21 protein-coding genes are annotated in these 21,750 nt (G+C 65.0%); 9 read left to right on the top strand and 12 right to left on the bottom strand.

The annotated features are described in order from the left end of the window. Positions 1-4 precede the first annotated feature (4 nt). The 3 genes from EWH12_RS01385 to gyrB are packed head-to-tail and all read right to left on the bottom strand — an operon-like array spanning position 5 to position 3,592. Positions 5-514 carry a membrane-like protein gene (locus EWH12_RS01385; protein WP_129925464.1) on the bottom strand — a complete coding sequence of 170 codons (510 nt, stop codon included), beginning with the start codon at positions 512-514 and terminating at the stop codon, positions 5-7. After that, entirely contained in the window at positions 511-1,083 is a 573-nt protein-coding gene (locus EWH12_RS01380) for a DNA-3-methyladenine glycosylase I (protein ID WP_129925463.1), read from the bottom strand. The genes EWH12_RS01385 and EWH12_RS01380 overlap by 4 nt, the downstream gene beginning before the upstream one ends. Further along, positions 1,076-3,592, bottom strand: a complete 2,517-nt coding sequence (gene gyrB, locus EWH12_RS01375; RefSeq protein WP_129925462.1) for a DNA topoisomerase (ATP-hydrolyzing) subunit B — start codon at positions 3,590-3,592, stop codon at positions 1,076-1,078. Before gyrB ends, EWH12_RS01380 begins: the two co-directional genes overlap by 8 nt. 86 nt (positions 3,593-3,678) lie before the next feature. Between gyrB and EWH12_RS01370 the strand changes: the two genes are divergently transcribed. Next, complete coding sequence (locus EWH12_RS01370; RefSeq protein ID WP_129925461.1) at positions 3,679-4,173, top strand: hypothetical protein; 495 nt, start codon at positions 3,679-3,681, stop codon at positions 4,171-4,173. On the opposite strand, the gene EWH12_RS01365 is transcribed toward EWH12_RS01370, so the two are convergent. The 3 genes from EWH12_RS01365 to yczE all read right to left on the bottom strand — a co-directional run bounded on the left by EWH12_RS01365 (position 4,170) and on the right by yczE (position 6,639). Next, complete coding sequence (locus EWH12_RS01365) at positions 4,170-4,676, bottom strand: DUF1993 domain-containing protein (RefSeq protein WP_066607328.1); 507 nt, start codon at positions 4,674-4,676, stop codon at positions 4,170-4,172. The two genes, EWH12_RS01370 and EWH12_RS01365, sit on opposite strands and share 4 nt — an antisense overlap. A 14-nt stretch (positions 4,677-4,690) precedes the next feature. Next, entirely contained in the window at positions 4,691-5,887 is a 1,197-nt protein-coding gene (locus tag EWH12_RS01360; protein ID WP_129925460.1) for an NHL repeat-containing protein, read from the bottom strand. Positions 5,888-6,027: 140 nt separating this feature from the next. After that, positions 6,028-6,639, bottom strand: coding sequence for a membrane protein YczE (yczE, locus tag EWH12_RS01355; RefSeq protein ID WP_066607334.1), 612 nt, complete (start codon positions 6,637-6,639; stop codon positions 6,028-6,030). Between the two features lie 90 nt (positions 6,640-6,729). Here yczE and yczR point away from each other — a divergent pair, with 90 nt between their 5' ends. After that, positions 6,730-8,193: a MocR-like transcription factor YczR gene (gene yczR / locus EWH12_RS01350; RefSeq protein WP_066607582.1), complete on the top strand. Its 1,464-nt coding sequence runs from the start codon at positions 6,730-6,732 to the stop codon at positions 8,191-8,193. A gap of 105 nt (positions 8,194-8,298) precedes the next feature. On the opposite strand, the gene ppa is transcribed toward yczR, so the two are convergent. Further along, positions 8,299-8,841, bottom strand: coding sequence for an inorganic diphosphatase (gene ppa / locus EWH12_RS01345; protein ID WP_066607337.1), 543 nt, complete (start codon positions 8,839-8,841; stop codon positions 8,299-8,301). 36 nt (positions 8,842-8,877) lie between these two features. After that, the gene (locus EWH12_RS01340; protein ID WP_129925459.1) at positions 8,878-10,809 is read right to left on the bottom strand and encodes a M61 family metallopeptidase; all 1,932 of its coding nucleotides are present in this window, start codon (positions 10,807-10,809) and stop codon (positions 8,878-8,880) included. 142 nt (positions 10,810-10,951) lie between these two features. Between EWH12_RS01340 and hisS the strand changes: the two genes are divergently transcribed. The 6 genes from hisS (at position 10,952) to EWH12_RS01310 (ending at position 18,526) form a co-directional block, all read left to right on the top strand. Further along, positions 10,952-12,223 (top strand): histidine--tRNA ligase, encoded by a 1,272-nt coding sequence (gene hisS, locus EWH12_RS01335; RefSeq protein ID WP_129925458.1) that lies wholly within the window; start codon positions 10,952-10,954, stop codon positions 12,221-12,223. Then, the gene (prfA, locus tag EWH12_RS01330) at positions 12,223-13,317 is read left to right on the top strand and encodes a peptide chain release factor 1 (protein ID WP_129925457.1); all 1,095 of its coding nucleotides are present in this window, start codon (positions 12,223-12,225) and stop codon (positions 13,315-13,317) included. The genes hisS and prfA overlap by 1 nt, the downstream gene beginning before the upstream one ends. A 13-nt stretch (positions 13,318-13,330) precedes the next feature. Next, positions 13,331-14,167, top strand: a complete 837-nt coding sequence (prmC, locus tag EWH12_RS01325) for a peptide chain release factor N(5)-glutamine methyltransferase (protein WP_129925456.1) — start codon at positions 13,331-13,333, stop codon at positions 14,165-14,167. 305 nt (positions 14,168-14,472) lie between these two features. After that, on the top strand, positions 14,473-15,375 hold the full coding sequence (locus EWH12_RS01320) for a DUF4167 domain-containing protein (RefSeq protein ID WP_129925455.1): 903 nt from the start codon (positions 14,473-14,475) through the stop codon (positions 15,373-15,375). Between the two features lie 186 nt (positions 15,376-15,561). Further along, positions 15,562-16,965, top strand: coding sequence for a DUF4139 domain-containing protein (locus EWH12_RS01315; RefSeq protein ID WP_129925583.1), 1,404 nt, complete (start codon positions 15,562-15,564; stop codon positions 16,963-16,965). A gap of 13 nt (positions 16,966-16,978) precedes the next feature. Then, positions 16,979-18,526, top strand: a complete 1,548-nt coding sequence (locus tag EWH12_RS01310; RefSeq protein WP_129925454.1) for a DUF4139 domain-containing protein — start codon at positions 16,979-16,981, stop codon at positions 18,524-18,526. 3 nt (positions 18,527-18,529) lie between these two features. Here EWH12_RS01310 and EWH12_RS01305 read toward each other — a convergent pair whose 3' ends face one another. Further along, positions 18,530-18,925 (bottom strand): acyl-CoA thioesterase, encoded by a 396-nt coding sequence (locus EWH12_RS01305; protein WP_066607357.1) that lies wholly within the window; start codon positions 18,923-18,925, stop codon positions 18,530-18,532. Then, complete coding sequence (locus EWH12_RS01300) at positions 18,915-19,214, bottom strand: hypothetical protein (RefSeq protein WP_129925453.1); 300 nt, start codon at positions 19,212-19,214, stop codon at positions 18,915-18,917. Before EWH12_RS01300 ends, EWH12_RS01305 begins: the two co-directional genes overlap by 11 nt. 73 nt (positions 19,215-19,287) lie before the next feature. Here EWH12_RS01300 and EWH12_RS01295 point away from each other — a divergent pair, with 73 nt between their 5' ends. After that, a complete protein-coding gene (locus tag EWH12_RS01295; RefSeq protein WP_129925452.1) occupies positions 19,288-19,713 on the top strand; it encodes a CBS domain-containing protein in 426 nt (141 codons plus the stop codon). 16 nt (positions 19,714-19,729) lie between these two features. Here the strand turns inward: EWH12_RS01295 and EWH12_RS01290 are convergent, their stop codons facing one another. Together EWH12_RS01290 and EWH12_RS01285 are read right to left on the bottom strand one after the other, a co-directional pair. Further along, a complete protein-coding gene (locus EWH12_RS01290; protein ID WP_066607587.1) occupies positions 19,730-21,217 on the bottom strand; it encodes a lipopolysaccharide biosynthesis protein in 1,488 nt (495 codons plus the stop codon). A 42-nt stretch (positions 21,218-21,259) separates the two neighbouring features. After that, positions 21,260-21,490, bottom strand: a complete 231-nt coding sequence (locus tag EWH12_RS01285; protein ID WP_129925451.1) for a hypothetical protein — start codon at positions 21,488-21,490, stop codon at positions 21,260-21,262. Positions 21,491-21,750: the final 260 nt, after the last annotated feature.

Here is a 21,750-nt window from a genome sequence, read left to right as displayed (position 1 = left end):
CCCCTTATGGCGTGTCGTCACCCTCATCCCGCGCACCGCCGCACCCCTTCAACGTCCCTTCGCCAAACGCCACCTGGACCCGGTCGGACCAGATCGCATCGCTCATCCCGTCGCTGCATGGCCCCTGCGTCAGCATCATGGCGAAGCCGTCGCCCTGATAGCGCACTGCCTTGTCATCCCCATCGACCTGTACGGAAAAGCGTAGCGGCGCCTGGTCCGGCCGCTCCAATATAGCCGTCGATCCCCGAATGGTGACCGCCCAGAAGGGTTCGGTGCCGATCGCGCGATAATCGGCCGCCGCCGGGCGAGGCGGTGGTGTTTCACGTGAAACCAAAGGCTTGGGCGGCGTCGCGGACGGCGGGGATGTCGCTATCGCTGCGTTGGCGGCGGCGTCCTTGTCGATGGGCGTGGCGATCGCGTTCGTCGGCGCAGGCTGCGTCTGATTCGCGCCCGTTCCCCCCTCCCCGCACCCATAGAGCAGCGCAACGGGCAAAAGCAGGTGCGCCACCTTCATGGCCGCAGCGGGTCGCGGCGAAAGCAGTTGGCGGCATGGTCATTGACCAGGCCGGTCGCCTGCATCCAGGCATAGGCGATGGTCGGGCCGACGAATTTGAAACCGCGCGCCTTCAAATCCTTCGAGAGGGCGACGGACAGCGGCGTTTGCGCCGGAAAGGTCACCCCGTCGCCCTGTACCGGCACGCCGTCGACGAAAGACCAGGCATAGGCGGCGAAATCCTCACCCGAATCGCGCATCGCGCAAAAGATGCGCGCGCCCGCGATGGTCGCGACGATCTTCGCCCGCGCGCGGACAATGCCCGGATCGCCCATCAGCCGCTCTATATCGGTGTCGGTGAAGGCCGCGACCTTGTCGGGATCGAACCCGGCAAAAGCGGCGCGAAACCCCTCGCGCTTGCGCAATATCGTGATCCAGGACAGGCCCGCCTGGAACCCCTCCAGCATCAGCATTTCCCAGAGCATCCGCGAATCGCGCTCCGGCACGCCCCATTCCGCGTCATGATAGGCGCTATAGAACGGGTCCGTGCCGCACCAGCCGCACCGGACCTGTTCATTGCGATCAGACATCCAGATTGGCGACGTTCAGCGCATTGTCCTGAATGAACTCGCGCCGCGGCTCGACCACATCGCCCATCAGGCGGGTGAAGATTTCGTCGGCGACGTCCGCCTGCTCCACCTCGACCCGCAACATCGAGCGATTGTCCGGGTCCAGCGTGGTTTCCCACAATTGTTCCGCGTTCATCTCGCCCAGCCCCTTGTACCGCTGGATCGCCAGCCCCTTGCGCCCGGCGGTCAGGATCGCGTCGAGCAACTCGCTCGGCCGCGTCACCATCGCGCCCTTGGTCGGGGCGGCGGGCAGATCGTCGTCATTGGCTTCGGCGGCCAGCGCCTTGACCGTGATCAGGCGGCTGGGGGTCAGATAGCTGCCGGCATCCTCGGCGGCGATGCTGTGCAGCTTGCGCGCCTCGGCCGACCCGACGAAGCCGCCCTCGATCACATGATGGTCTGTGACGCCGCGCCAGGCGCGCTGGAAATGGAAGCCGCCTTCTTCGGCGACGCTGCCGGTCCAGCGGCCTTCGACATCCTGCGCCCCCATCCAGGTGACGGTCGCAGCCAGCCGCTGCGCCTGCGTTTGCGTGTCCAGTTCAGGATCGAGCGCGCCATTCAGGCTCAGCGCCTCGATGATGGCGGGATTGTAGCGGCGCGGCACATAGCGCATCACCGCGCGCATCCGGCGGGCATGTTCGATCAGGCTGCGCAGATCCTCGCCGGTGCGCGGACCCTTGCCGGTTTCCAGCGCCATCGATTCGACGCCATTGTCGACCAGATATTGCTCCAGCGCGGCCTCGTTCTTGAGGTAAACCTCCGACCGGCCGCGCGTCGCCTTATACAGCGGCGGCTGGGCGATATAGAGATGCCCGCCCTCGATGATCTGGGGCATCTGGCGATAGAAGAAGGTCAGCAGCAGCGTGCGGATATGCGCGCCGTCGACGTCCGCGTCGGTCATGATGACGATCTTGTGGTAGCGCAGCTTTTCCAGGTTGAAATCGTCCCGGATGCCCGTGCCCATCGCCTGGATCAGCGTGCCGACTTCCTTGGACGACAGCATCTTGTCGAAGCGCGCGCGCTCGACGTTCAAAATTTTGCCCTTCAGGGGCAGGATCGCCTGATTATGCCGGTTGCGCCCCTGCTTGGCCGAACCACCGGCCGAATCGCCTTCGACCAGGAAGAGTTCGGACTTGGCGGGATCACGCTCCTGGCAATCGGCCAGCTTGCCGGGCAGGCTGGCGATATCCAGCACGCCCTTGCGCCGGGTCAGTTCGCGCGCCTTCTTGGCCGCTTCGCGCGCCGCTGCGGCGTCGATCACCTTCTGCACGATCATCTTGCCGTGCGCGGGGTTTTCCTCCAGCCATTCGGCCATCTTGTCGGCCATAAGGCTTTCGAGCGGCTGGCGCACTTCGGAACTGACCAGCTTGTCCTTGGTCTGCGAACTGAATTTGGGATCGGGCAGCTTGACCGAGACGATGGCGGTCAAGCCCTCGCGCATATCCTCGCCGGTCAGCGACACCTTCTCCTTCTTCAGCGCGCCCGACTTTTCCGCATAATTGTTGAGCGTGCGGGTCAGCGCCGCGCGGAAGGCCGCCAGATGGGTGCCGCCGTCGCGCTGCGGGATGTTGTTGGTGAAGCAGAGGACGTTTTCATAATAAGAGTCGTTCCACTCCAGCGCGACGTCGATCGTCACGTCGTCGCGAGTGCCCGAAATCGCGATCGGCTCCGGCATCATCGCCGACTTGTTGCGATCGAGATATTTCACGAAAGCCGCGATGCCGCCCTCATAATATAGCTCGATCTCCTTCGCCTCCTCATGGCGCGCATCGACCAGGAACAGGCGCACGCCGCTGTTGAGGAAAGCCAGTTCGCGATAGCGATGCTCCAGCTTCTCGAAATCATATTCGGTATGGTTCTTGAACGTCGCGCCGTCGCCCGGCGCCTTCTCCATACTGGCCAGGAAGGTGACGCGCGTGCCCTTCTTGAGCGTCCCGTCTTCTTTGGCGGGCGCATCGCCGATCACCGCCAGCGGCGCGGTCGCATCGCCATAGGCGAAGCGCATATAATGTTCCTTGCCGTCCCGCCAGATGTTGAGGTCCAGCCATTCCGACAATGCGTTGACGACCGAGACACCCACGCCATGCAGACCGCCCGACACCTTATAGGCGTTATCGTCGGACGTATTCTCGAACTTCCCGCCCGCGTGCAACTGGGTCATGATGACTTCGGCCGCCGACACGCCTTCTTCGGTGTGGATGCCGGTCGGGATGCCGCGCCCATTATCCTCGACGCTCACCGATCCGTCGGGATTCAGCGTGATGGTGATGCGGTCGCAATGCCCCGCCAGCGCTTCGTCGATCGCATTGTCCGAAACCTCGAACACCATGTGATGCAGGCCCGATCCATCGTCGGTGTCGCCGATATACATGCCGGGGCGCTTGCGCACCGCGTCCAGGCCTTTGAGCACCTTGATGCTGTCGGCTCCATATTCATTGCTGTTGGGGGTATTGACGGGTTCTTCGCTCATGCCGAGCATATAGGGAAAGCGGCCCCAAAACTAAAGCGAAACATGGCGGCTTCCGCTGGCGTCCGGCGGGGTCTATCACGGCTTTCATGCGCATCATCCCTCTCCTCCTGCTGCCCTTGCTGTCACCGCTGACCGCTTGCTCTAAAAGCAACGACGTCTATGAGGAATTGCCCAACAGCTCGCTCGCCGGCGCGCCGCGCGCGGACGTGCCCGAAACCCGCATGGATGCGCCGGTCGCGCGGCCGGTGACGATCGGCGAGGACGGACCGCGGCTCGACGCCTGCGGCACGCTGGGACAGGTCAGCCGCGCCGGCCCCAACGGCCTGGGCCTCCATGCCGCGCCCTTCGGCGACGCGAAGGAACTGGGCCGACTGGCGGAGGGCCAGCGGGCCTACGTCTGCACCCGCAGCCTCGACCAGAAATGGCTGGGTGTCGTCATCCTGCCCACACCGGCGGTTGGCCAAGCGCCGCCAGCGGGCGACTGCGGCGTGGCGTCTCCCGTGGAACGCAAGCAGCCCTATGCCGGCCCTTGCGCCAGCGGCTGGGTCGCCAGCGCCTATGTGCGGCTGATCGCGGGTTAAATCCCGCCCAGAAAATCGATCTTGCCGACCGGCACGCCCGCCTGGCGCAGCAGCGCATAGGCCGTCGTCAGGTGGAAATAGAAATTGGGCAGGGCAAAGGTCAGCACATGGCTGCGCCCAGTGAAGGGAATCTCGCCACCCGGCACCTTGAGCACCACGGCGGCGTCCTCCCGCCCGTCGATCGTCTCGCGCGGCACTGCTTCCAGCAGAGCGATCGTTCTGGCGATGCGCGCCTGCAATTCCGCGAATGTCTGTTCGGTGTCCGCCATCGCCACCGGCTCCAGTTCGCCCAGTCGCGTAACCGTGCCCTTGGCGGTGTCGCAGGCGAACTGCACCTGCGCGGTCAGCGGCTTCATGTCCGCGATCAGTTGCGCGCCGGTCAGCGTCGCCGGATCGACGCCCTGTTCGGCGGCATAGGCGGCGCCCTTGTCGAGCAGTCCCGACAACGCGGTCAGCCCACGGACGAACATCGGTACGGTCAGATCGTATAATGCGGTCGCCATGAGGCGTCCCCCTCTCATTGGATGCCGGTGAACACCAGCTTCTGTACGCGCCGGCCGGTATTGACCTCAGTCGCATAGATATTGCCGTCGCTGTCGGTATCAATGCTGTGCAGCCAGGTAAATTGCCCCGCCTGCCGTCCGACCCGGCCGATCGCGCCGAGCACTTCATGCGTCTTGCGCAGCAATATCCAGATGCGCCCGTTCATCATGTCCGCGACATAGAGATAGGTCTGGTCGGGATCGGGCGAAAAGGCGATGTCGGTCACCGTATGGGTGCCACCCGTCTCCGGCGCGATCGCCAGGTCGCGTATGAAGGTCAGGCCGCCATCCTTCTCCCGCTTGAACAATTGCGCGCGGTTGTTGTTGCGGTCGCAGACATAGACATGGCTATCGCGTGTCGGCACCACGCAATGGACGATATCGGCGAAGGTCTGCGCCTGGGGATTGGCTTGCTTGCTGGGATCGACGGCATGGCTCTGGTCGAACGCTCCCTGCCGCGTGGGCGCGATCGGCGGCCGGGCATAGGCGCCCCAGCGGCCCTTATAGGCGTTGCTCTGCGCGTCGAAGCCGATCACCCGGCGGTTCACATAGCCATCGGACACCAGCACCATGCCATCGCTGTGATTGACGTCGGACGGATTGCCCAGCAGGTCGGTCGCGTCGTTGCCGCCGGTCTTGTCGCGCTGGCCGAAGCGGCGGATATACTGGCCGTCGGCGCTGTAATTCAGGACGACATGGTCGCCCTTGCCATTGCCGCCGAACCAGACGGCGCCGGCCTTGTCGACGAAGACGCCGTGCAGGCTGGCGGGCCATTGGTTGACGCCATCGACCGTGGGGGCGCTCGCGGCCCCGCCCCAGCCGCCGATATAGCGGCCGTCCTTGGCGAAGCGCACCACCGGCGGCGCTGGCTTGCAGCAGGCGGCGATCGGCGGGTCTTGGGCCAGGCCAGTATCGGTGTTGGTCAGGCTATGAGGCCGATGCACGACCCACACCGAATCGTCCGGCCCCACCGCCACGCCGCTCACCTGCCCCAGCAGCAGGTCGTCGGGCATCGCCGGCCAGGCGGCGTCGACCTTGAAGCGCGGCATTTTCGTGCCGGCGGGCGCGACCTGTTCGAAGGCCAGCGGCGCAAGGGCGGATTCGGGCGCGGGTTGGGGCGGGACCGCAGCGGTCAACGGCAGGAGCAGGGCGACGGCGAGGAAGGGGCGCATGGGGGATGCTCCTTGATCGGGGGGAAAGGCGCGGCGGATCATGCCCGTCTGCATGGTCTGGTCAATGGCCATGCGTCCTATTTCCAAGGCGAAAAGGGACCGACCGCCGCCCAGGGCATCGGCCGGTCAGGGGGCCTCTGTCATGCCTGCGCCGGGCGCTCCGGCGCGGCGATGCGGAAAAAGGGCAGCGCATGGTGGACGATCCAGCCGATCGTCGCGGCGTAGAGGATGGTGCCCACGCCCACCGTCCCGCCCAGCAGCCAGCCGATCGCGAGCACGCCGATTTCGATTCCCGTCCGCACCCATTTGACCGGCCAGCCGGTCCGGCGGCACAGGCCCGTCATCAATCCGTCGCGCGGCCCCGGCCCCATCCCCGCACCGATATAGGCGCCGCCCGCAATACCGTTCAGGATGATTCCCGCGCCCAGCCAGGCCGCGCGCAGGACGTAACCTTCGGGCGTCGGCAGGATCATCAGCGACAGGTCCACCGCGGTCCCGATCACCAGGATATTGGCGATCGTGCCGATCCCCGGCCGTTGCTTGAGTGGCCACCACAGCAGCAGCACGAGCGCGCCGATCAGGTTGACGGTCATACCGAAGCTCAGGCCCATCCGGGGCGCCAGCCCCTGGTGCAGCACGTCCCACGGATCCAGCCCCAGATTGGCGCGCAGCATCAGCGCCATCGAAAAGCCGTAAAGGCCAAGGCCCCAGAAGAGTTGCCAAAAACGGAGGGCGTAGCGGTTGTGCGTCATGGGGAGGCTTATTTCGCGCAACTGGCCTTTTCCAAAACAGCCAATTGCGGGTAAATGGCCTTGATCCATGGCCATATTGGAATGCGCCCCGTGTCCACTTCGCTTCTCCGCCCCCCGTCCCTGCTCCGCCTGCTCGGCGCCTGGCGCGCGCAGGACAGCGCCGAACCGGCCTATCGCCAGTTGGCGCAGGCGCTGCGGATGCTGGTGCTGGACGGCCGGGTCGGCCTGAATGTCCGCCTGCCGGGCGAACGCGAACTGGCCGCGGCGCTGGGCCTCTCGCGCACCACCGTCGCCGCCGCCTTCGACCGGCTGCGCGACGAAGGCTATCTGGAAAGCCGTCAGGGGTCGGGCAGCGTCACCCGTATTCCGCCGGGCCGCGCCGAAACCGCGCCGGGGGAGGTCGATACGACGACCGGCGGTAATTTGCTCAACTGGACCCATGCCGCCCTGCCCGCCGCGCCCGGCGTCGCGCGCGCCTACGCCCATGCGGTGGAGGCGCTGCCCGCCTATCTGGGTGACCTGGGTTATGATCCGTTGGGCATCATGGTGCTGCGCCGCGCGATCGCGGCCCATTATGAGCGGCGCGGCTGCCCCACTTCCCCTGACCAGATCATGGTCACCAACGGCGCGCAGCAGGGCTTTTCGCTGCTGCTCCAATGGCTGGCCGGGCCGGGCGACCGGGTGGTGATCGACCATCCGACCTATCATAACGCCATCCAGGCGTTGCAGCGCGCCCATGTCGTGCCGGTGCCGGTCGGTCTGCCGCGCCAGGGTTGGGACGTCGACGCGATGGAGGCGGCCTTTCGCCAGACCAGCCCGCGTTTCGCCTATGTCATCGCCGATTTCCACAATCCCACCGGCCGCAGCATGGACCCCGCCACCCGCCGCGCGCTGGTCGGCGCCGCGATGCGCAACCACACGCCGTTGGTCGTGGACGAAACGATGGTGGCGATGGGCCTCGATTTCGCGCCGCCGCCGCCCGTGGCGATGCACGATCCGTCGGGGCGGCAGGTCATCACTTTGGGGTCGGCCAGCAAGATTTTCTGGGGCGGGCTGCGCGTGGGCTGGATTCGCGCCGATGTTCAGACGGTCGCGGCGCTCGGCCGCCTGCGCACGACGATGGATATGGCCAGCCCGGTGGTCGAACAGATCGCGGTCGCGCAACTGATCGACGCCGATGTCGGCCTGGGCGAGCGGGCCGGGCAACTGCGCGGGCGGCGCGACCATTTGCTGGGCCTGATCGCGGATCGCCTGCCCCATTGGCGGGTGGAATCGCCCGCGGGCGGCCTGTCGCTCTGGGCCGAACTGCCCCGCGCGGAGGCCACGGCGCTGGCGGCATTGGCGGAAAGTCTGGGCGTCCGCATCGCCGCCGGCCCGCGCTTCGGCGTCAGCGGGGCGTTCGAACGCTTCCTGCGCCTGCCCTTCACCCTGCCCGAAGAGCAGTTGGAGGCTGGGGTGGCGCGATTGGTCGAGGCCGATGCCCGCCTCCACGCCCGGATGCCCAAGGGCCGCGATCCCCTCGCCATGGCGCTGGACGCCGACCGGTTGATTTGAACCTTTTTTCCGTGTCCCCCCTGCGCAGGGACATGCTCAGCAAGCCAACGAAAAAGGCCGCGCGGATCGCTCCGCGCGGCCTCTTATTCTCGCAGGAACTCGGCCTTACGCCGTCTTCTTGCTCGCCTGATAGCGTGCGATCGCTTCCAGCGTGATCTGCTTGGCGTCGTCCGCCCCGCCCCAGGTGCCGATGCGGACCCACTTGGTCTTTTCCAAGTCCTTATAGTGAGTGAAGAAATGCTCGATCTGCTCCATCACGATGCCGGGCAGATCGTCCTTCTCGCCCACGTCGGCATAATAAGGAAAGGTCTTGTTGTCGGGGACGCAGACTAGCTTTTCGTCGCCACCGGCTTCGTCTTCCAGGTTCAGCACCGCGATCGGGCGCGCGCGCACGACCGATCCGGGGACGAAAGGCGACCGTGCGATGACCAGCGCGTCCAGCGGATCGCCATCGGGCGACAGCGTATGCGGCACGAAACCATAATTGGCCGGATAGCGCATCGGCGTGTGCAGGATGCGATCCACGAACAGCGCGCCGCTGGCCTTGTCGAACTCATATTTCACAGGTTCGCCGCCGACCGGCACTTCGATGATGACGTTCAGGCTGTTGGGCGGATCGTCGCCGACCGGGATCAGTTCGATATTCATGGAAACGCCTTTTGCTACACGTTACGCTACGGGTGATTATGTTCTTGGCTTGAGCAACCTGTCGAGGCTGCCCTCACCCTCTCCTGTCTTGTCGAGGCGCGGATAGCGCAGCCCGCCCGAATAATCGAGTGTCAAAACACGATAGTATTTATCCTGCTTTAGGATGATCTGGATCGGCGTCTTGGCCTTGATCGCCGCTTTCCAGGCGTCGCCCGAATATTCGTCGCCATTGACCGCGAGTATCTTCGCGCCCGTCACCAGCCCCGCCTTGAACGCCGCGCTGTCCCACACGACGCCGCTCACTTCGCCGTCATTCTTGACGATCGCGCCGATGCCGAAACTCTGGTCGACCATCTTGTTGGCGCCCTCGGCCGCCTTGGTGATCGCGCCCGGTTCGTCGCCATAGACGAGGGAGTAGCCGCCCAGGATGAAGCCGCCCTTGGGCGTTTCCCTGGTGGGCGCATCCACATATTTCTGGAAGAAGCCGGCCCAGTCATAAGGCGCGATAGCGTTCAGCGTCTTGATGACGTCGCCGCGATTATAGACGACCTGACCCCAGTCGCCCGGATTGATGCCAAAGAACGCCTTGGCGAAATCGTCCAGCCCCTTCCTGCCGCGGGTCGCCTTGGCGATGATCGCGTCGGCCTCCAGCCAGATCATCAGCCCTTCATTATAATAATCCTCGGACCGCTGCCAACTCGCCCAGCCCTTGGGCCGGCGGGCGGAGATGATGGGATCATGGGTGGTGTCCTCCATCGGGCGCCACTGGCGGCCGACCGCCGTGTCCAGCCTGGCCGCGATCTGGGCATAGGCGTCCAGCGTCTCCTGCTTGCTGAACATCCCCGACCGCGCGCCCAGCACATAGCCCCAGAATTGCGTCTGCCCTTCATAGACCCACAGAAGATTATCCTGCATCGGCACGTTGAAATCGGGCGTCCACAACAGGTCGGGGCGGCGGAACTTGCCGTCCCAGCTATGGGTGAATTCATGCGGCAACAGGTTGCGGTCCAGCAGCGCCTCGCCCTTGTCCCAGCTCTTGAAATAGCCCGGCTCGACCTGATTTTCGGACGAACGATGATGCTCCAGCCCGATGCCGCCCATCTCGTCGGTGATCGCCAGCAGGAAATCATAATGGTTGAAATGATAGGCGCCGAACAGCGAACCCGCTTCGGCGACCAGCTTCCTGTGCTTGGCCATCTGTTCCGGCTTGAACTGCAATTCGTCCGCATCGTCGGCGACGATGTTGAGCGTCACATTGCTGCCAAGGTCAACTGCCTTGAAATGCGTGCCCGCAAACGCCGGCGAATCCTGCAACGCTTCATAATCGATCGTTTCATAGGCCACGCTATTGCCGCTCTTGGTGCCGCGCAGCGCGGTCGCGGCCTGCCAGCCGGCGGGATAGGTCACGGTCGGCTGGATCGGTATCTGGCGCGTATAATAGCCCGCGGGATAAAGCGACACGCTCTCCCATTGAATGTTCAGCATCTTGGGCGTCACGACGACGCGGCCCTGATTGGGCTGGGTCGCGGACAGGAACTGGAACTGCGCCACCACCTGCGTCACGCCCTGCGGCACGTCGATCTGGAAGGCGAAGACGTTGAGCGGATCGCGCTTCCACGCCAGGGTTTGGCCATTGGCGGTGAAAGTCAGGCCCGTCAGCTTCTCGATCTGCCCACGCGGGGCGTGATTGCCCGGCAGCCAGGCCGGCATCATCAGCGTCAACGGCCCGGCCGCCGCGACGGGGATCGTCTCCTTCACGCGGAAGATGCGCTGGACCGTGTCGGTCGCATCGACCTCCAGTTTTATCGTGCCACCAGGATAGGGCATGTCCTTTGGTGCAGGGGCGGCGCTGTCGACGGGCAGGGCGGTCGGCTTGGACCGGATCGCGTCTTGGGCGAACAGCGGGGTGGCGATGGCGCTCGAAAGGCCCGTTGTCAGGCACAGGGCGGCAGCAAGGCTGCGGATCATGGATGTCTCCAGAAAGATAGGGGGGCCGGACGGCCCGATTGCCTTTAGCATGGCAAGGCGTCGCAGCGCCGTCCACCCCCTGATGGACGCTCTTAAAAAGCGCGTTTCCTTGGGGGTGATTTGCCGTTAAAGGCCCGGCCCCATGGCGAAGATAGAAACGCCGCGCCCGGTGCGCGGAACGCAGGACATGCTGGGCGGCACCACCGAGGCGTTTGCGGAACGCTTCGCCCATGTGGTCGCGACCTTCGACCGGGTGCGCAAGCTTTACGGTTTCCAGCGGGTCGAAGTGCCGGTGTTCGAATCCACCGCCGTCTTCGCCCGGTCGCTGGGTGAAAGCACCGACGTCGTCTCGAAGGAGATGTACACGTTTACGGATCGCGGCGGCGACAGCATCACCCTGCGCCCCGAATTTACCGCCGGGATCAGCCGTGCCTATATCACCGAAGGCTGGCAGCAATATGCGCCGCTAAAAGTCGCGACCCACGGCCCGCTGTTCCGCTACGAACGCCCGCAAAAGGGCCGCTTTCGCCAGTTTCACCAGCTCGACGCGGAAATCATCGGCGCGGGAGAACCGGGCGCGGACGTGGAATTGCTGGTCATGGCCGACCAGCTATTGAAGGAACTGGGCGTCGCCGACGGCGTGACCCTCACCCTCAACACGCTGGGGGACGGGCCGAGCCGCGATGCCTGGCGCGCGGCGCTGATCGCCCATTTCGAGGCGCATCGGGATCAGTTGTCGGAAGACAGCGTGGAACGACTGGCCAAGAACCCGCTGCGCATCCTCGACAGCAAAGACCCGCGCGACCGCCCGGTCGCCGACAGCGCGCCCGACATCGACGCCTATCTGACCGACGAAGCGCGCAGCTTCTTCGAGAAGGTGACGGCGGGGCTGGACGCCGCGGGCGTGGCCTGGGAGCGCAACGCCCGGCTGGTCCGCGGCCTCGATTATTATCGCCACACCGCGTTCGAATTCATCACCGACCGTCTCGGCGCGCAGGGCACCGTGCTGGGCGGCGGCCGCTATGATGGGCTGATCGAAAATCTGGGCGGAAAGCCGACGCCTGCGGTAGGATGGGCGGCCGGTATTGAGCGGTTGGCCATGTTGCTGGACGCACCAGAGCGGCAGCCACTTGCTGTATCGGTCATTCCTGATGCGGACAAATGGCATGACGATGCCATCATGGCTGCCGCGAATTTGAGACGCGCTGGCATTGCCGCCCACCTCGCCTTTTCCGGTAAAATTAAGAAACGGACGGAAATCGGACACAAAATTGATCCTGCGGCCTTCTTGTTTATTCAGGAAGCTGAAGACGGAGGCCGTCGTTATCATTTGAAATTGAGACATGATGACGTCCATGGCCTTGAAGATCGTGTCCGAAAGGCTCTTGCTGGGCCTTTGACGAGCGGTCGCTAATGCACATTTCCCCCGAACGCATCGCGCAGATCGAGGCGCGCCGGGACGAGGTGCAGGCGTCGATGACGCGCGCCGACCTCGCGCCCGAAGCGTTCGTGAAACTGTCGAAGGAATATGCGGAGATCGAACCGGTCGCCCGCGCCGCGCATGAGGTGCGCCGCCTGCGGCAGGAACTGGCCGCGCTCGATGTCATGGCGGGCGGCGGCGGCGATCCCGACGCCGACCCCCTCATGCGCGAAATGGCGCAGGAGGAAATGCAGATCCTCAAAAGCCAGCTTCCGCAAGCCGAGCGCGCGCTGGCGCTGCAATTGCTGCCCCGCGACGCCGCCGACGCCCGGCCCGCCATGATCGAAATCCGCGCCGGCACCGGCGGCGATGAAGCGGCGCTGTTCGCCGGCGACCTGTTCCGCATGTACCAGCGCTATGCCGATACCCAGGGCTGGAAGATGGAACTGATGTCCGCCAATGCGTCCGAAGTCGGCGGCTTCAAGGAAGTGGTGGCCAGTATCAACGGGGTGGGCGTCTTCGCCAAGCTGAAGTTCGAAAGCGGCGTCCACCGCGTCCAGCGCGTCCCCGCGACCGAAAGCGGCGGGCGCATCCACACCAGCGCCGCGACCGTCGCGATTCTGCCGGAACCGGAGGAAGTGGACGTCCAGATCGCCGACGGCGACCTCAAGATCGATATCTACCGTGCGTCCGGCGCGGGCGGCCAGCATGTCAACACGACCGATTCGGCCGTGCGCATCACCCATTTGCCCACCGGCACCGTCGTCATCCAACAGGACGAACGGTCGCAGCACAAGAATAAGGCGAAGGCGATGCAGGTGCTGCGCGCCCGCCTCTATGAAGCAGAGCGCGCCCGCACCCAGAATGAACAGGCCGGCGCGCGCAAGGCGATGGTCGGATCGGGCGACCGCTCCGAACGCATCCGCACCTATAATTTCCCGCAGGGCCGCGTCACCGACCACCGCATCAACCTGACCCTGCACCGCCTGCCCGAAATCCTCGAAGGACCGGGCCTGTGCGACGTCATCGACGCACTGGTGGCCGAAGATGAAGCCGCCCGCCTCGCCCAGTTGGACGGGCTGAGTTGATCCTTTTGCCCGCATGACGATCAAGGGCGTCCCCGACGCGCTACGCGCTGCAACTGTCCAACTCGCCGTCGCAAGCGATACCGCCCGGCTCGACGCCGAATTGCTGATGGCCCATGCGCTGGGCCTGTCGCGTAACGACATGCTGCTGCGCCAGCGCGACCTGGCCGTGCCCGAAAGCTTCGCCCCCCTGCTCGCTCGTCGCCTGACGGGCGATCCGATCGCCCACATCACCGGCGCCCGCGATTTCTGGACGATCACCCTGTCCGTCACGCCCGACACGCTGATCCCCCGCCCCGACAGCGAAACGCTGATCGAAGCGGCGGTCGATCATTTCGCAACCCGCGCGCCCGCCACGATCCTCGACCTTGGCGTCGGCTCCGGCGCGTTGCTGCTGGCGGCGCTGGCGGAGTGGCCCGACGCGCAAGGTCTGGGCATAGACGCCTCCGCGGCCGCGCTCGCCGTGGCGCAGGGCAATGCGGCGCGTCTGGGCATGGCCGACCGCGCGCGCTTCAGCCTCGGCGACTGGGCGCTGGGCGTGGACGGTCCGTTCGACCTGCTGCTCATCAATCCGCCCTATATCGTCGCGGACCTGCCGCTGTCCGGCGATGTGCTGCGCGAACCGGCCAGTGCGCTGTTCGCGGGCGCCGATGGCCTTGACGATTATCGCCGCATCGCGCCCGACCTGCCCCGGCTGATCGCTTCGGGCGGCATGGCCGCGATCGAGATCGGCCACGATCAGGCGGCCAGCGTCGCCGCACTGCTGCGGGAAAACGGGTTGGCCGTCGCTCTGCGGCGCGATCTGGCCGGGCATGACCGCTGCCTGATTGCGACGAACCCAGCTTGGAAATAATCGATTTGCCGATATTCAGGCGAAAATTGCTTGGTTTATGGCGCGAAAGCCACTACATCGACCTTAGGGACGGCTCTATCTTGTGACATGGTCGCTTAGATCATTGATAGAAAAGGCCGTTTTCTTAGCTCCTTATAGTCATGACGGCGTATGCTGCGCAGCGCCGCTGGCAGTCGGGGTAGTGATCCGGGAAGGATCATGCCGTGGCGGAGCCGTATCCGGCCTGAAGGACAGGCCGTGCTTGGGGATGGCGACTGAACAGTGTTTTCAGCCAATGATGTCATAGCGAACGCAAGGATCATATCTTGATCAACAACCGGCAGGCCGGCCGCCGCAATCGCGGCCGGAACAATAATAACAACGGACGTCCCAACGGCAATAATCGGGGCGGTGGCGATAATGGTAACCGCATCGACAACCGCGCCCGCGGCAACGCGACCCAGCTTCTTGAGAAATACAAGAATATGGCGCGCGATGCCCAGATGGCCGGCGACCGGGTGAACGCCGAATATTATCTGCAGTTCGCCGATCATTATTTCCGCGTGCTCGCCGACAATCGCGCCCGTCAGGAGGAGCAAAATCCCCGGCAGCGCACCCGCGACGATGGTTTCGACCAGGATGGCGATGATTTCGACGGCGGCTATGACGGCGTCGACGATTTCCGCACCGATCAGCAGCACGCCCATGATCGCGCGCCCCGTGAGCAGAACCAGCGGGACCAGAACGGTCGCGACCACGGCAACCGGGACCAGGTCCAGCGCGAACAGGGCCAGCGCGACCCGCAGCAGGATCGCCGACCAGATCGTCAGGACGATAATCGCGAAGCCCGCGAGCCGCGTGAAAACCGCGAACCGCGCGCCGGCAATGTCCGCCGCGACCGTCCCCGCCGCGACCGCTTCAACGCCGATGCGCCGGTGCAGCAGGAAATGGGCGTAGAAGGTCCGGCGGGCAATCCCGCCACGGAAGCCCCGCGCCAGCAGCCGGTCGTCCAGACCGCACCCGAATCGACTGCGCCCGAAGCCGAGGCCCCTCGCCCCCGTCGCGGTCGCCCGCGCAAGGTCGTGGCGGACGCGGACGCGAACGAAGGGCTGGATTTGGCGGTGCTGCCGCCCTCGATCGCCCGCGCCGACAATGACGCCGACGTGGCCGAGGAAGCGCCCAAGAAGCGCAACCGTCGCGCCCGCCCGGCGACCGAAGCCGCCGAATAAGCGCTCGATAGCGAAAAAATCAGGGGACGGCGCCGCAACGCGCCGTCCCCTTTTTCATGTCCCCGTCTTTTCTCGCCGCTACCGACAAGCCGGCTTTGCAACCCCGGCGCGATCCGGCACAAGGCGTTATATATCTGGCACATATCTGGAGAGAGGCCGATGAGAGCCGCGCACCTGCTGCCCCTGATGCTCACTGCCCTGCCCCTGTCGGCCCTGTCCCTTTCGGCCCTGTCCCCTTCGGCGATGGCGCAAAGCGCGGCCGATCCCACCGGCGCCACCGCGCAGGGCGATGTCGCCGTCACCATCTACAATAATGGCCAGTCGCTGGTGCAGGACGATCGGCAATTGCCGGTGACGGCAGGCCGCAACCGCATCGAATTTCCCGACGTGTCGGCCCGCATCCGCCCGGAAACGGTGAACCTGTCCGGCCCCGGCCTCGCCATCGTCGAACAGAATTTCGATTATGACCTCCTTTCCCCCGACAAGTTGATGGACAAGGCGGTGGGGCAGGAAGTGACGCTGCTGCGCACCAACCCGGCCACCGGCGCGGAAACGCGCGAACGCGCCAAGATTCTCGCCGCCAATGGCGGCATCGTCCTCCAGATTGGCAGCCGGATCGAGGTGTTGCGCGACGATGGCCTGCCGGTCCGCGTCATCTTCGACCGGGTGCCCCCCAATCTGCGCGCCCGTCCCACCCTGTCGGTCACGGTGCAGGCGGATCGCGGCGGCACGATCCCGGCCCGCCTCTCCTACCTCACCCCCAATCTGGGCTGGACGGCCGACTATGTCGCGCTGTTCGACGCGGCCAAGGGGGCCATGGACATGCAGGGCTGGGTCACGCTCACCAATAATACGGGCACCACCTTCACCGACGCGAAGACGATATTGGTCGCGGGCGACCCGGCCAATGGCGGCGGCCGCAATAATTGGTGGCAAACAGGCAGCGGCGCGATCGACCAGGCCGGGACCGAAAGCGGTCCACGCGAACGGCTGGGCGACTATTATCTCTATCCGCTGGCCGCCCGCACCACGATCGCCAATGCGCAGCAGAAACAGGTCAGCTTCCTCGACGTGAAGGGCGCCCCGGCCCGCGCCACCTATGAATATGTCAATGGCTGGCTTGGCAGTTCGGCCGAACCGATGAGCGCATCGAGCGTGCTGAAATTCTCCACCTCGAAGCAAGGCGGCCTGGGCGATCAACTGCCTGCCGGCACGATCCGCGTCTATATGCGCGACGCGCGCGGCGACCCGCAATTCATCGGCGAAAACAGCATCGACCATACGCCCATGGGGTCTTCCATGGCGCTCCGCACCGGCGAGGCGTTCGATGTGAAGGTGCGCCCCACCGTCGAACAGCGCACGCGCAAGGGGAACGCGCGCTGGGAAACCAGGATGCGCTACACGCTCACCAACGCCCGTTCCGAATCCGTGACGATCGATCTGGCGCAGCAGGGATTATGGGGCGACGCGCGCGTGACGGCGCAAAGTCTGGAAGGCAAGCGCGTCTCTGCCGACCGGATGGAATGGAGCGTGCCGGTCCCCGCCAACGGCACGGTCGACCTCAGCGTCACCTTCGATTCGCGCTACTGACGGGAGAGCGCCCGTGCCGCGCATCCTTGTCCTGTTGTTGGCGCTCTGGGCGCTGGCCGTCCCGGCGCAGGCGGAAACGATCGTTTCGCCCCGCGCCGCTTCCGTCTCCGTCACCGTCTACCGCGCGCCCTTTCGGGCCAAGGGGCCGATCGACCGCGACTGGCCGGGCGGCTATGCGCTCGTCACTGAAAGCCGCACCGTCGATCTGCCGCAGGGCGAATCGGTCCTGCGGTTCGAAGGGGTGGCCGAGGGGCTGATGCCCGAAACCGCGATCCTGTCCGGTATGCCGCGCGGCGTGCGGGAAAAAAACAGGGACGCCCGTCTGCTGTCGCCCGCGGGCCTGGTCGACGCTTATCTCAAGCGCAGCGTCACGCTGCGTCGCACCGATCGCAAGACCGGCAAGGTGACGCAGCAGGATGCGATCATCAGCGCCGGGCCGACCGGCGGCGTGATCCTGAAAACAGCGCAGGGCTATGAGGCGCTGGGATGCAGCGGCCTGCCCGAACGGATGCTCTATCCGCAAAAACCCGCCGACCTGTCGCCCCGCCCGACCCTGTCGGTGACCGCCACCAGCGACCGTCCCACCCGCGCGACGCTGCAACTCACCTATCTGGCCGAAGGGTTCGACTGGGCCGCCAACTATGTCGCGGACATGGGCGACGATGGCCGCACGCTCGACCTCATGGCCTGGCTTACGGTCGCCAATGGCGGGGTCACCGGCTTTCCCGACGCGCAGTTGAGCGTCATCGCCGGTCAGCCGAACAAGCAGGCTCGCAGGGCACAACCGCGCCCAACCGGCGGCCCGCTGCGCCTGACCTGCTGGCCGACGGACGTCACCAGCACCCATCCAAAATGGATTCTTTCCCCGACAGAAGGGCCACCTCCTCCGCTGATGTACGTCGCGGCAGAGGCAGAAGACATCGTGGTCACCTCAATGCGCCGTACCGAAGGCGTCGTCATGGCCGCACCCGCGCCGCCTCCACCGCCCCCGCCGCCGCCAGAGGATGTCGGCGACCTCAAACTCTATCGCGTGCCGATGGCGGTCGATGTCGCGCCTAATGCGCAGAAACAGGTCGCGCTGCTGCGCCAGCCCGGCGTGAAGGTCGAACGCCTCTATGCTGCGACCGTCTATGGCGACGCCGGATCACAATCGATGACGCTGCGGCTGCGCGTGCAGAATCGAAAGGATGATGGCCTCGGCCTGCCCATGCCGTCAGGCCGGGTCGCAGTGTTCGAGCAGGTTCAGGACATGCGCCTGCTCGCAGGCGAAGCCGATATCGGCGACAAGGCGGAGGGCGAACGGGTCGATTATGACATCGCGTCCAGCGCCGATGTCCGCATCGCCGCGCGGGTGAGCGCGCAATCGCGCAAGTCCCGCAATTGGGCGATCACCCTGACCAACGCCCGGCCCTTCGCCGTGACGGCGGAGGTTACGATCCCCCACGACATCGCCCCGCGCCCGGCAGACATGGAGCGGCGCGGCAATGGCTGGATCTGGCGGACCAGGATCCCCGCCAATGACAAGCGGACATGGTCCTATACGGAGCGTCTGGCCCGCTGAGCGTCAGGCGTCGGGCAGGGGGCGGGGCCGATGGTTGGCATCCAGCGCCACGAATGTATAGACGCCGCTGGTCAGCAGCACTTCCTCCATGTCGCTGCCACGTATCGCCACCACGTCGATTCGTATCGCGACCGACGTGCGGCCGCGCCGCTCCTCAACCGCATAGACCGACACGACATCGCCCAGCAGGATGGGGGTGATGAAGGTCATGCTCTCGATCGCCACCGTGGCCACCGCGCCCTGCGCGATTCGCCCCGCCACGATGCCGCCGGCGATATCCATCTGGCTCAGCACCCAGCCGCCGAAGATATGGCCGTTGGCGTTGATGTCGGTCAGATGCGGCACCAAACGCAACACCACTTCGCCCCGCGCGCCGGTTTTGGCTCTGTCAGTCGTCAAGCGCCGCCTCGTCCTTCAGCCTGTCCATCACCTGCTCGTCATGCCCGGTGCCGCTCGACAAAAATGTCAGCGCCATCAGGCCGGTCCCCAGCATGAAAGTCAGCCATACGCCCAAAATGGTGGCGATCACCATATGAATCGGCAACCGCCCGGCCCACCAATGGAGGAACAGCAGCGCCAGCCCTACGCACAGCGCGCCGCCCAGCGCCATCCACGCCATGATGCGGCGAAACCGCGCCCAGGCGGTTGCGGCGATCTGGGGATCATCCAGGGCTTGCTTGCGCGTCATCTCTTTTCATTGGGCCGCGAAAGTGAGATCATCAAGCGCCTATCGGGAAATGTCTCGGAAAAGGAGAGTGGTCATGAGCATCGCAGCGATTTTGCAGGGCAAGGGCGAGGTCATCAGCGTGCGGCCGACGAACAGCCTGCTCTCCGTGGTGCAATTGCTGGCGGACCGGCGCATCGGTTGCGTGCCAGTGGTCGAGGATGGGCAGGTCGTCGGCATTTTTTCCGAACGGGATGTGGTCTATCGCGTGGCCAGGGACGGCGCAGCCGCGCTCGATCATAATGTCGGCGAGGTTATGACCGCCCCGGCCATCACCATCGACCATGAAACCCCGGTGATTCACGGCCTGTCGCTGATGACGAAGCGGCGCATCCGCCATCTGCCCGTGGTGGTCGATGGCGCGCTGGTGGGCATGATCTCGATCGGCGATCTGGTCAAATACCGGATCGACACCATCGAATCGGAAGCCGCGGCTCTGCGCGACTATATCCAGACCGCCTGATCCGGGCGCTTCCGGTTCAGGCGGGCGCCTGGACCGGCGGCGCGCGCCGCACCACGAGCGCGATCAGTTCCATCAGCGTCCCGCGCGCGCATAGCATCAGCGCGGCGAGGAAGGCGATGCCCCCCGCCGGCACCAGCACGCACAGCCGCAAAGGCGCGGCCAGCGGCGGCAGCAGCCGATCGACCGCCATCACCACGCCCGCCATCAATATCGAACAGCCCAGCCCTGGCGCTGCGGCGCGGATCAGGTCGGCGAATCGCAACCCCATCGGCCCGCCCGCCAGCCGGGCGGTGACCGCTGTCAAAATCGGGAAGGCGATCAGCCACGCCCAGGCCAGGCCGATCGCGCCGAACCGTATGCCGATCAGGAAGGCGATCGGCATCAGCACCGCGCCGACCGCCGCGACGCGCGCGGTCGTGCCGGGGCGGCCCAGCGCATTGCTGACCGGCGCGAACATCACCTGTAACGTCATGAACGGCATCGCCAGCGCCAGGATCGCGACGAACGGCGCCATTTCCAGCCATTTCTGCCCGAAAAGCGTCTCGACCAGCGGCTCCGCCGTCACCGCCATGCCCAGATAAATGGGGCACGTCAGCAGCAGCAGCAGCTTCACCGCCTTGCAGAAGGACCAGGCGACTCGCGACACGTCCTTTTGCATTCGTGCATAGGCGGGAAAGGCGACGTCATTGAGCGGCGGCACGAATTTGCTGACGAAAATCTGGGTCAGGAACAGGGCTTCGGCGTAAAGGCCCAATTGATGCGGTTCCAGCATCCGGCCACCGATGAAGATATCCGCCTGGCTCTGGACGATCCAGAAGAGCTGCCCCCCCAGCAGCGATGCGCCATAGGCGACCATCGCCCCGGTGCCGCGAAAATCGAAAGTGGGAATCGGCTTGAATCCGGTGGCGATGACATAGCCTGCCGCCTTGACCCAGAAACCCGCGATCGGCGCGAACACCAATGTCCACACCCCCCATCCCGACAAGGCGCCGACCAGCGCGACGACGGCCGATGCGATCGCGGCGATCAAATTGACCAGAGCGGGCCGTTTGAAATCGAGCGCGCGCCCCATGATCGCTTCTGGCACGGAGAGGAAAGGCGTGGAGAGATAAAGCAAGGCCTGCACCCGCAGCAGGTCGGCAACCATCGGCTGGTCATAATAGTCAGCGGCCAGCGGCGCGATCGCCAGTTGCAGCAGGGCCAGCGCGCCGTTCAGCAACAGCATGATCGTGAAGGCCTGGCGCAACCGGTGCGGTTCTACCCGGTCGGATTGCACCAGGGCGCTCACCAGCCCATAGCCGTTGAGGAAGGTCGCGAAGTTCAGGATCACCTGTGTCATGGCGAACAGGCCGTAATCGGCCGGATCGAGCAGGCGGATGACGGCCAGCGTCACCACCCAGCTCATCATCTGCGACAGGATCTGGCTGCCCGATCGCCAGAAGATGGCGCTGCGTATCCGTGCGCCGAAACCCGCGTCATTTGCGTCGGCATCCTGCAATGTCATGCGCCCATTTTTCCCTGAAATCTGATCGATCATGCACCTGCTCTAGCGGCCAACCCCCAAAAATTTCTGAAATAAAATTGCAAAAAGCGTTTGACGGTTCGGGATGCCGTCCATATATGCCGCCTCACCGGACGGGACGGTGCCTTTGCGGCGCTGCGCCAGACGGTCGCCAACATGGACGGGACGCCCTCCCTCGGAACCAGTTTCGAGGAAGAATGGCTGTCCCTCTTTAGTTGTCGGTTCTTTGACATTGTTGGTCAGATGAAGGGACATGTGGGCGGCGGCTCCGGTCTGTGGCGGCTTTCAGGCGTCATGTGATCGGTTAAATTCAAGCCGTTCCTTATTGGAGCCTACTGAGCTTGCTTGGTAGGTTGTCTATATGTCTCAATATATATCCACTAGTTTATATATTGTGCAGGAATGGCTCCTGGAAATGAGCGGTATATATTGGCCTTATTCCGGCTGGTATGTATCGGACATCAAACTTGAGAGTTTGATCCTGGCTCAGAACGAACGCTGGCGGCATGCCTAAT

The sequence above is a fragment of the Sphingobium cupriresistens genome, from assembly GCF_004152865.1.
GTDB classification, from domain to species: Bacteria; Pseudomonadota; Alphaproteobacteria; order Sphingomonadales; family Sphingomonadaceae; genus Sphingobium; species Sphingobium cupriresistens.
The sequence above is the reverse complement of the archived record's forward strand: the minus strand, read 5'-3'. Positions and strand labels throughout refer to the sequence as shown.

What these genes read in the sequence shown, in the direction of transcription:
- EWH12_RS01370 (WP_129925461.1), top strand. Translation starts at nt 3,679, where the DNA reads ATGCGCATCATCCCTCTCCTCCTGCTGCCCTTGCTGTCACCGCTGACC.
- EWH12_RS01295 (WP_129925452.1), top strand. Translation starts at nt 19,288, where the DNA reads ATGAGCATCGCAGCGATTTTGCAGGGCAAGGGCGAGGTCATCAGCGTG.
- EWH12_RS01340 (WP_129925459.1), bottom strand. Translation starts at nt 10,809, where the DNA reads ATGATCCGCAGCCTTGCTGCCGCCCTGTGCCTGACAACGGGCCTTTCG.
- EWH12_RS01385 (WP_129925464.1), bottom strand. Translation starts at nt 514, where the DNA reads ATGAAGGTGGCGCACCTGCTTTTGCCCGTTGCGCTGCTCTATGGGTGC.
- EWH12_RS01365 (WP_066607328.1), bottom strand. Translation starts at nt 4,676, where the DNA reads ATGGCGACCGCATTATACGATCTGACCGTACCGATGTTCGTCCGTGGG.
- EWH12_RS01300 (WP_129925453.1), bottom strand. Translation starts at nt 19,214, where the DNA reads ATGACGCGCAAGCAAGCCCTGGATGATCCCCAGATCGCCGCAACCGCC.
- ppa (WP_066607337.1), bottom strand. Translation starts at nt 8,841, where the DNA reads ATGAATATCGAACTGATCCCGGTCGGCGACGATCCGCCCAACAGCCTG.
- yczE (WP_066607334.1), bottom strand. Translation starts at nt 6,639, where the DNA reads ATGACGCACAACCGCTACGCCCTCCGTTTTTGGCAACTCTTCTGGGGC.
- prmC (WP_129925456.1), top strand. Translation starts at nt 13,331, where the DNA reads ATGACGATCAAGGGCGTCCCCGACGCGCTACGCGCTGCAACTGTCCAA.
- gyrB (WP_129925462.1), bottom strand. Translation starts at nt 3,592, where the DNA reads ATGAGCGAAGAACCCGTCAATACCCCCAACAGCAATGAATATGGAGCC.
- EWH12_RS01285 (WP_129925451.1), bottom strand. Translation starts at nt 21,490, where the DNA reads ATGTCCCTTCATCTGACCAACAATGTCAAAGAACCGACAACTAAAGAG.
- EWH12_RS01290 (WP_066607587.1), bottom strand. Translation starts at nt 21,217, where the DNA reads ATGACATTGCAGGATGCCGACGCAAATGACGCGGGTTTCGGCGCACGG.
- EWH12_RS01380 (WP_129925463.1), bottom strand. Translation starts at nt 1,083, where the DNA reads ATGTCTGATCGCAATGAACAGGTCCGGTGCGGCTGGTGCGGCACGGAC.
- hisS (WP_129925458.1), top strand. Translation starts at nt 10,952, where the DNA reads ATGGCGAAGATAGAAACGCCGCGCCCGGTGCGCGGAACGCAGGACATG.
- EWH12_RS01360 (WP_129925460.1), bottom strand. Translation starts at nt 5,887, where the DNA reads ATGCGCCCCTTCCTCGCCGTCGCCCTGCTCCTGCCGTTGACCGCTGCG.
- EWH12_RS01315 (WP_129925583.1), top strand. Translation starts at nt 15,562, where the DNA reads ATGCTCACTGCCCTGCCCCTGTCGGCCCTGTCCCTTTCGGCCCTGTCC.
- prfA (WP_129925457.1), top strand. Translation starts at nt 12,223, where the DNA reads ATGCACATTTCCCCCGAACGCATCGCGCAGATCGAGGCGCGCCGGGAC.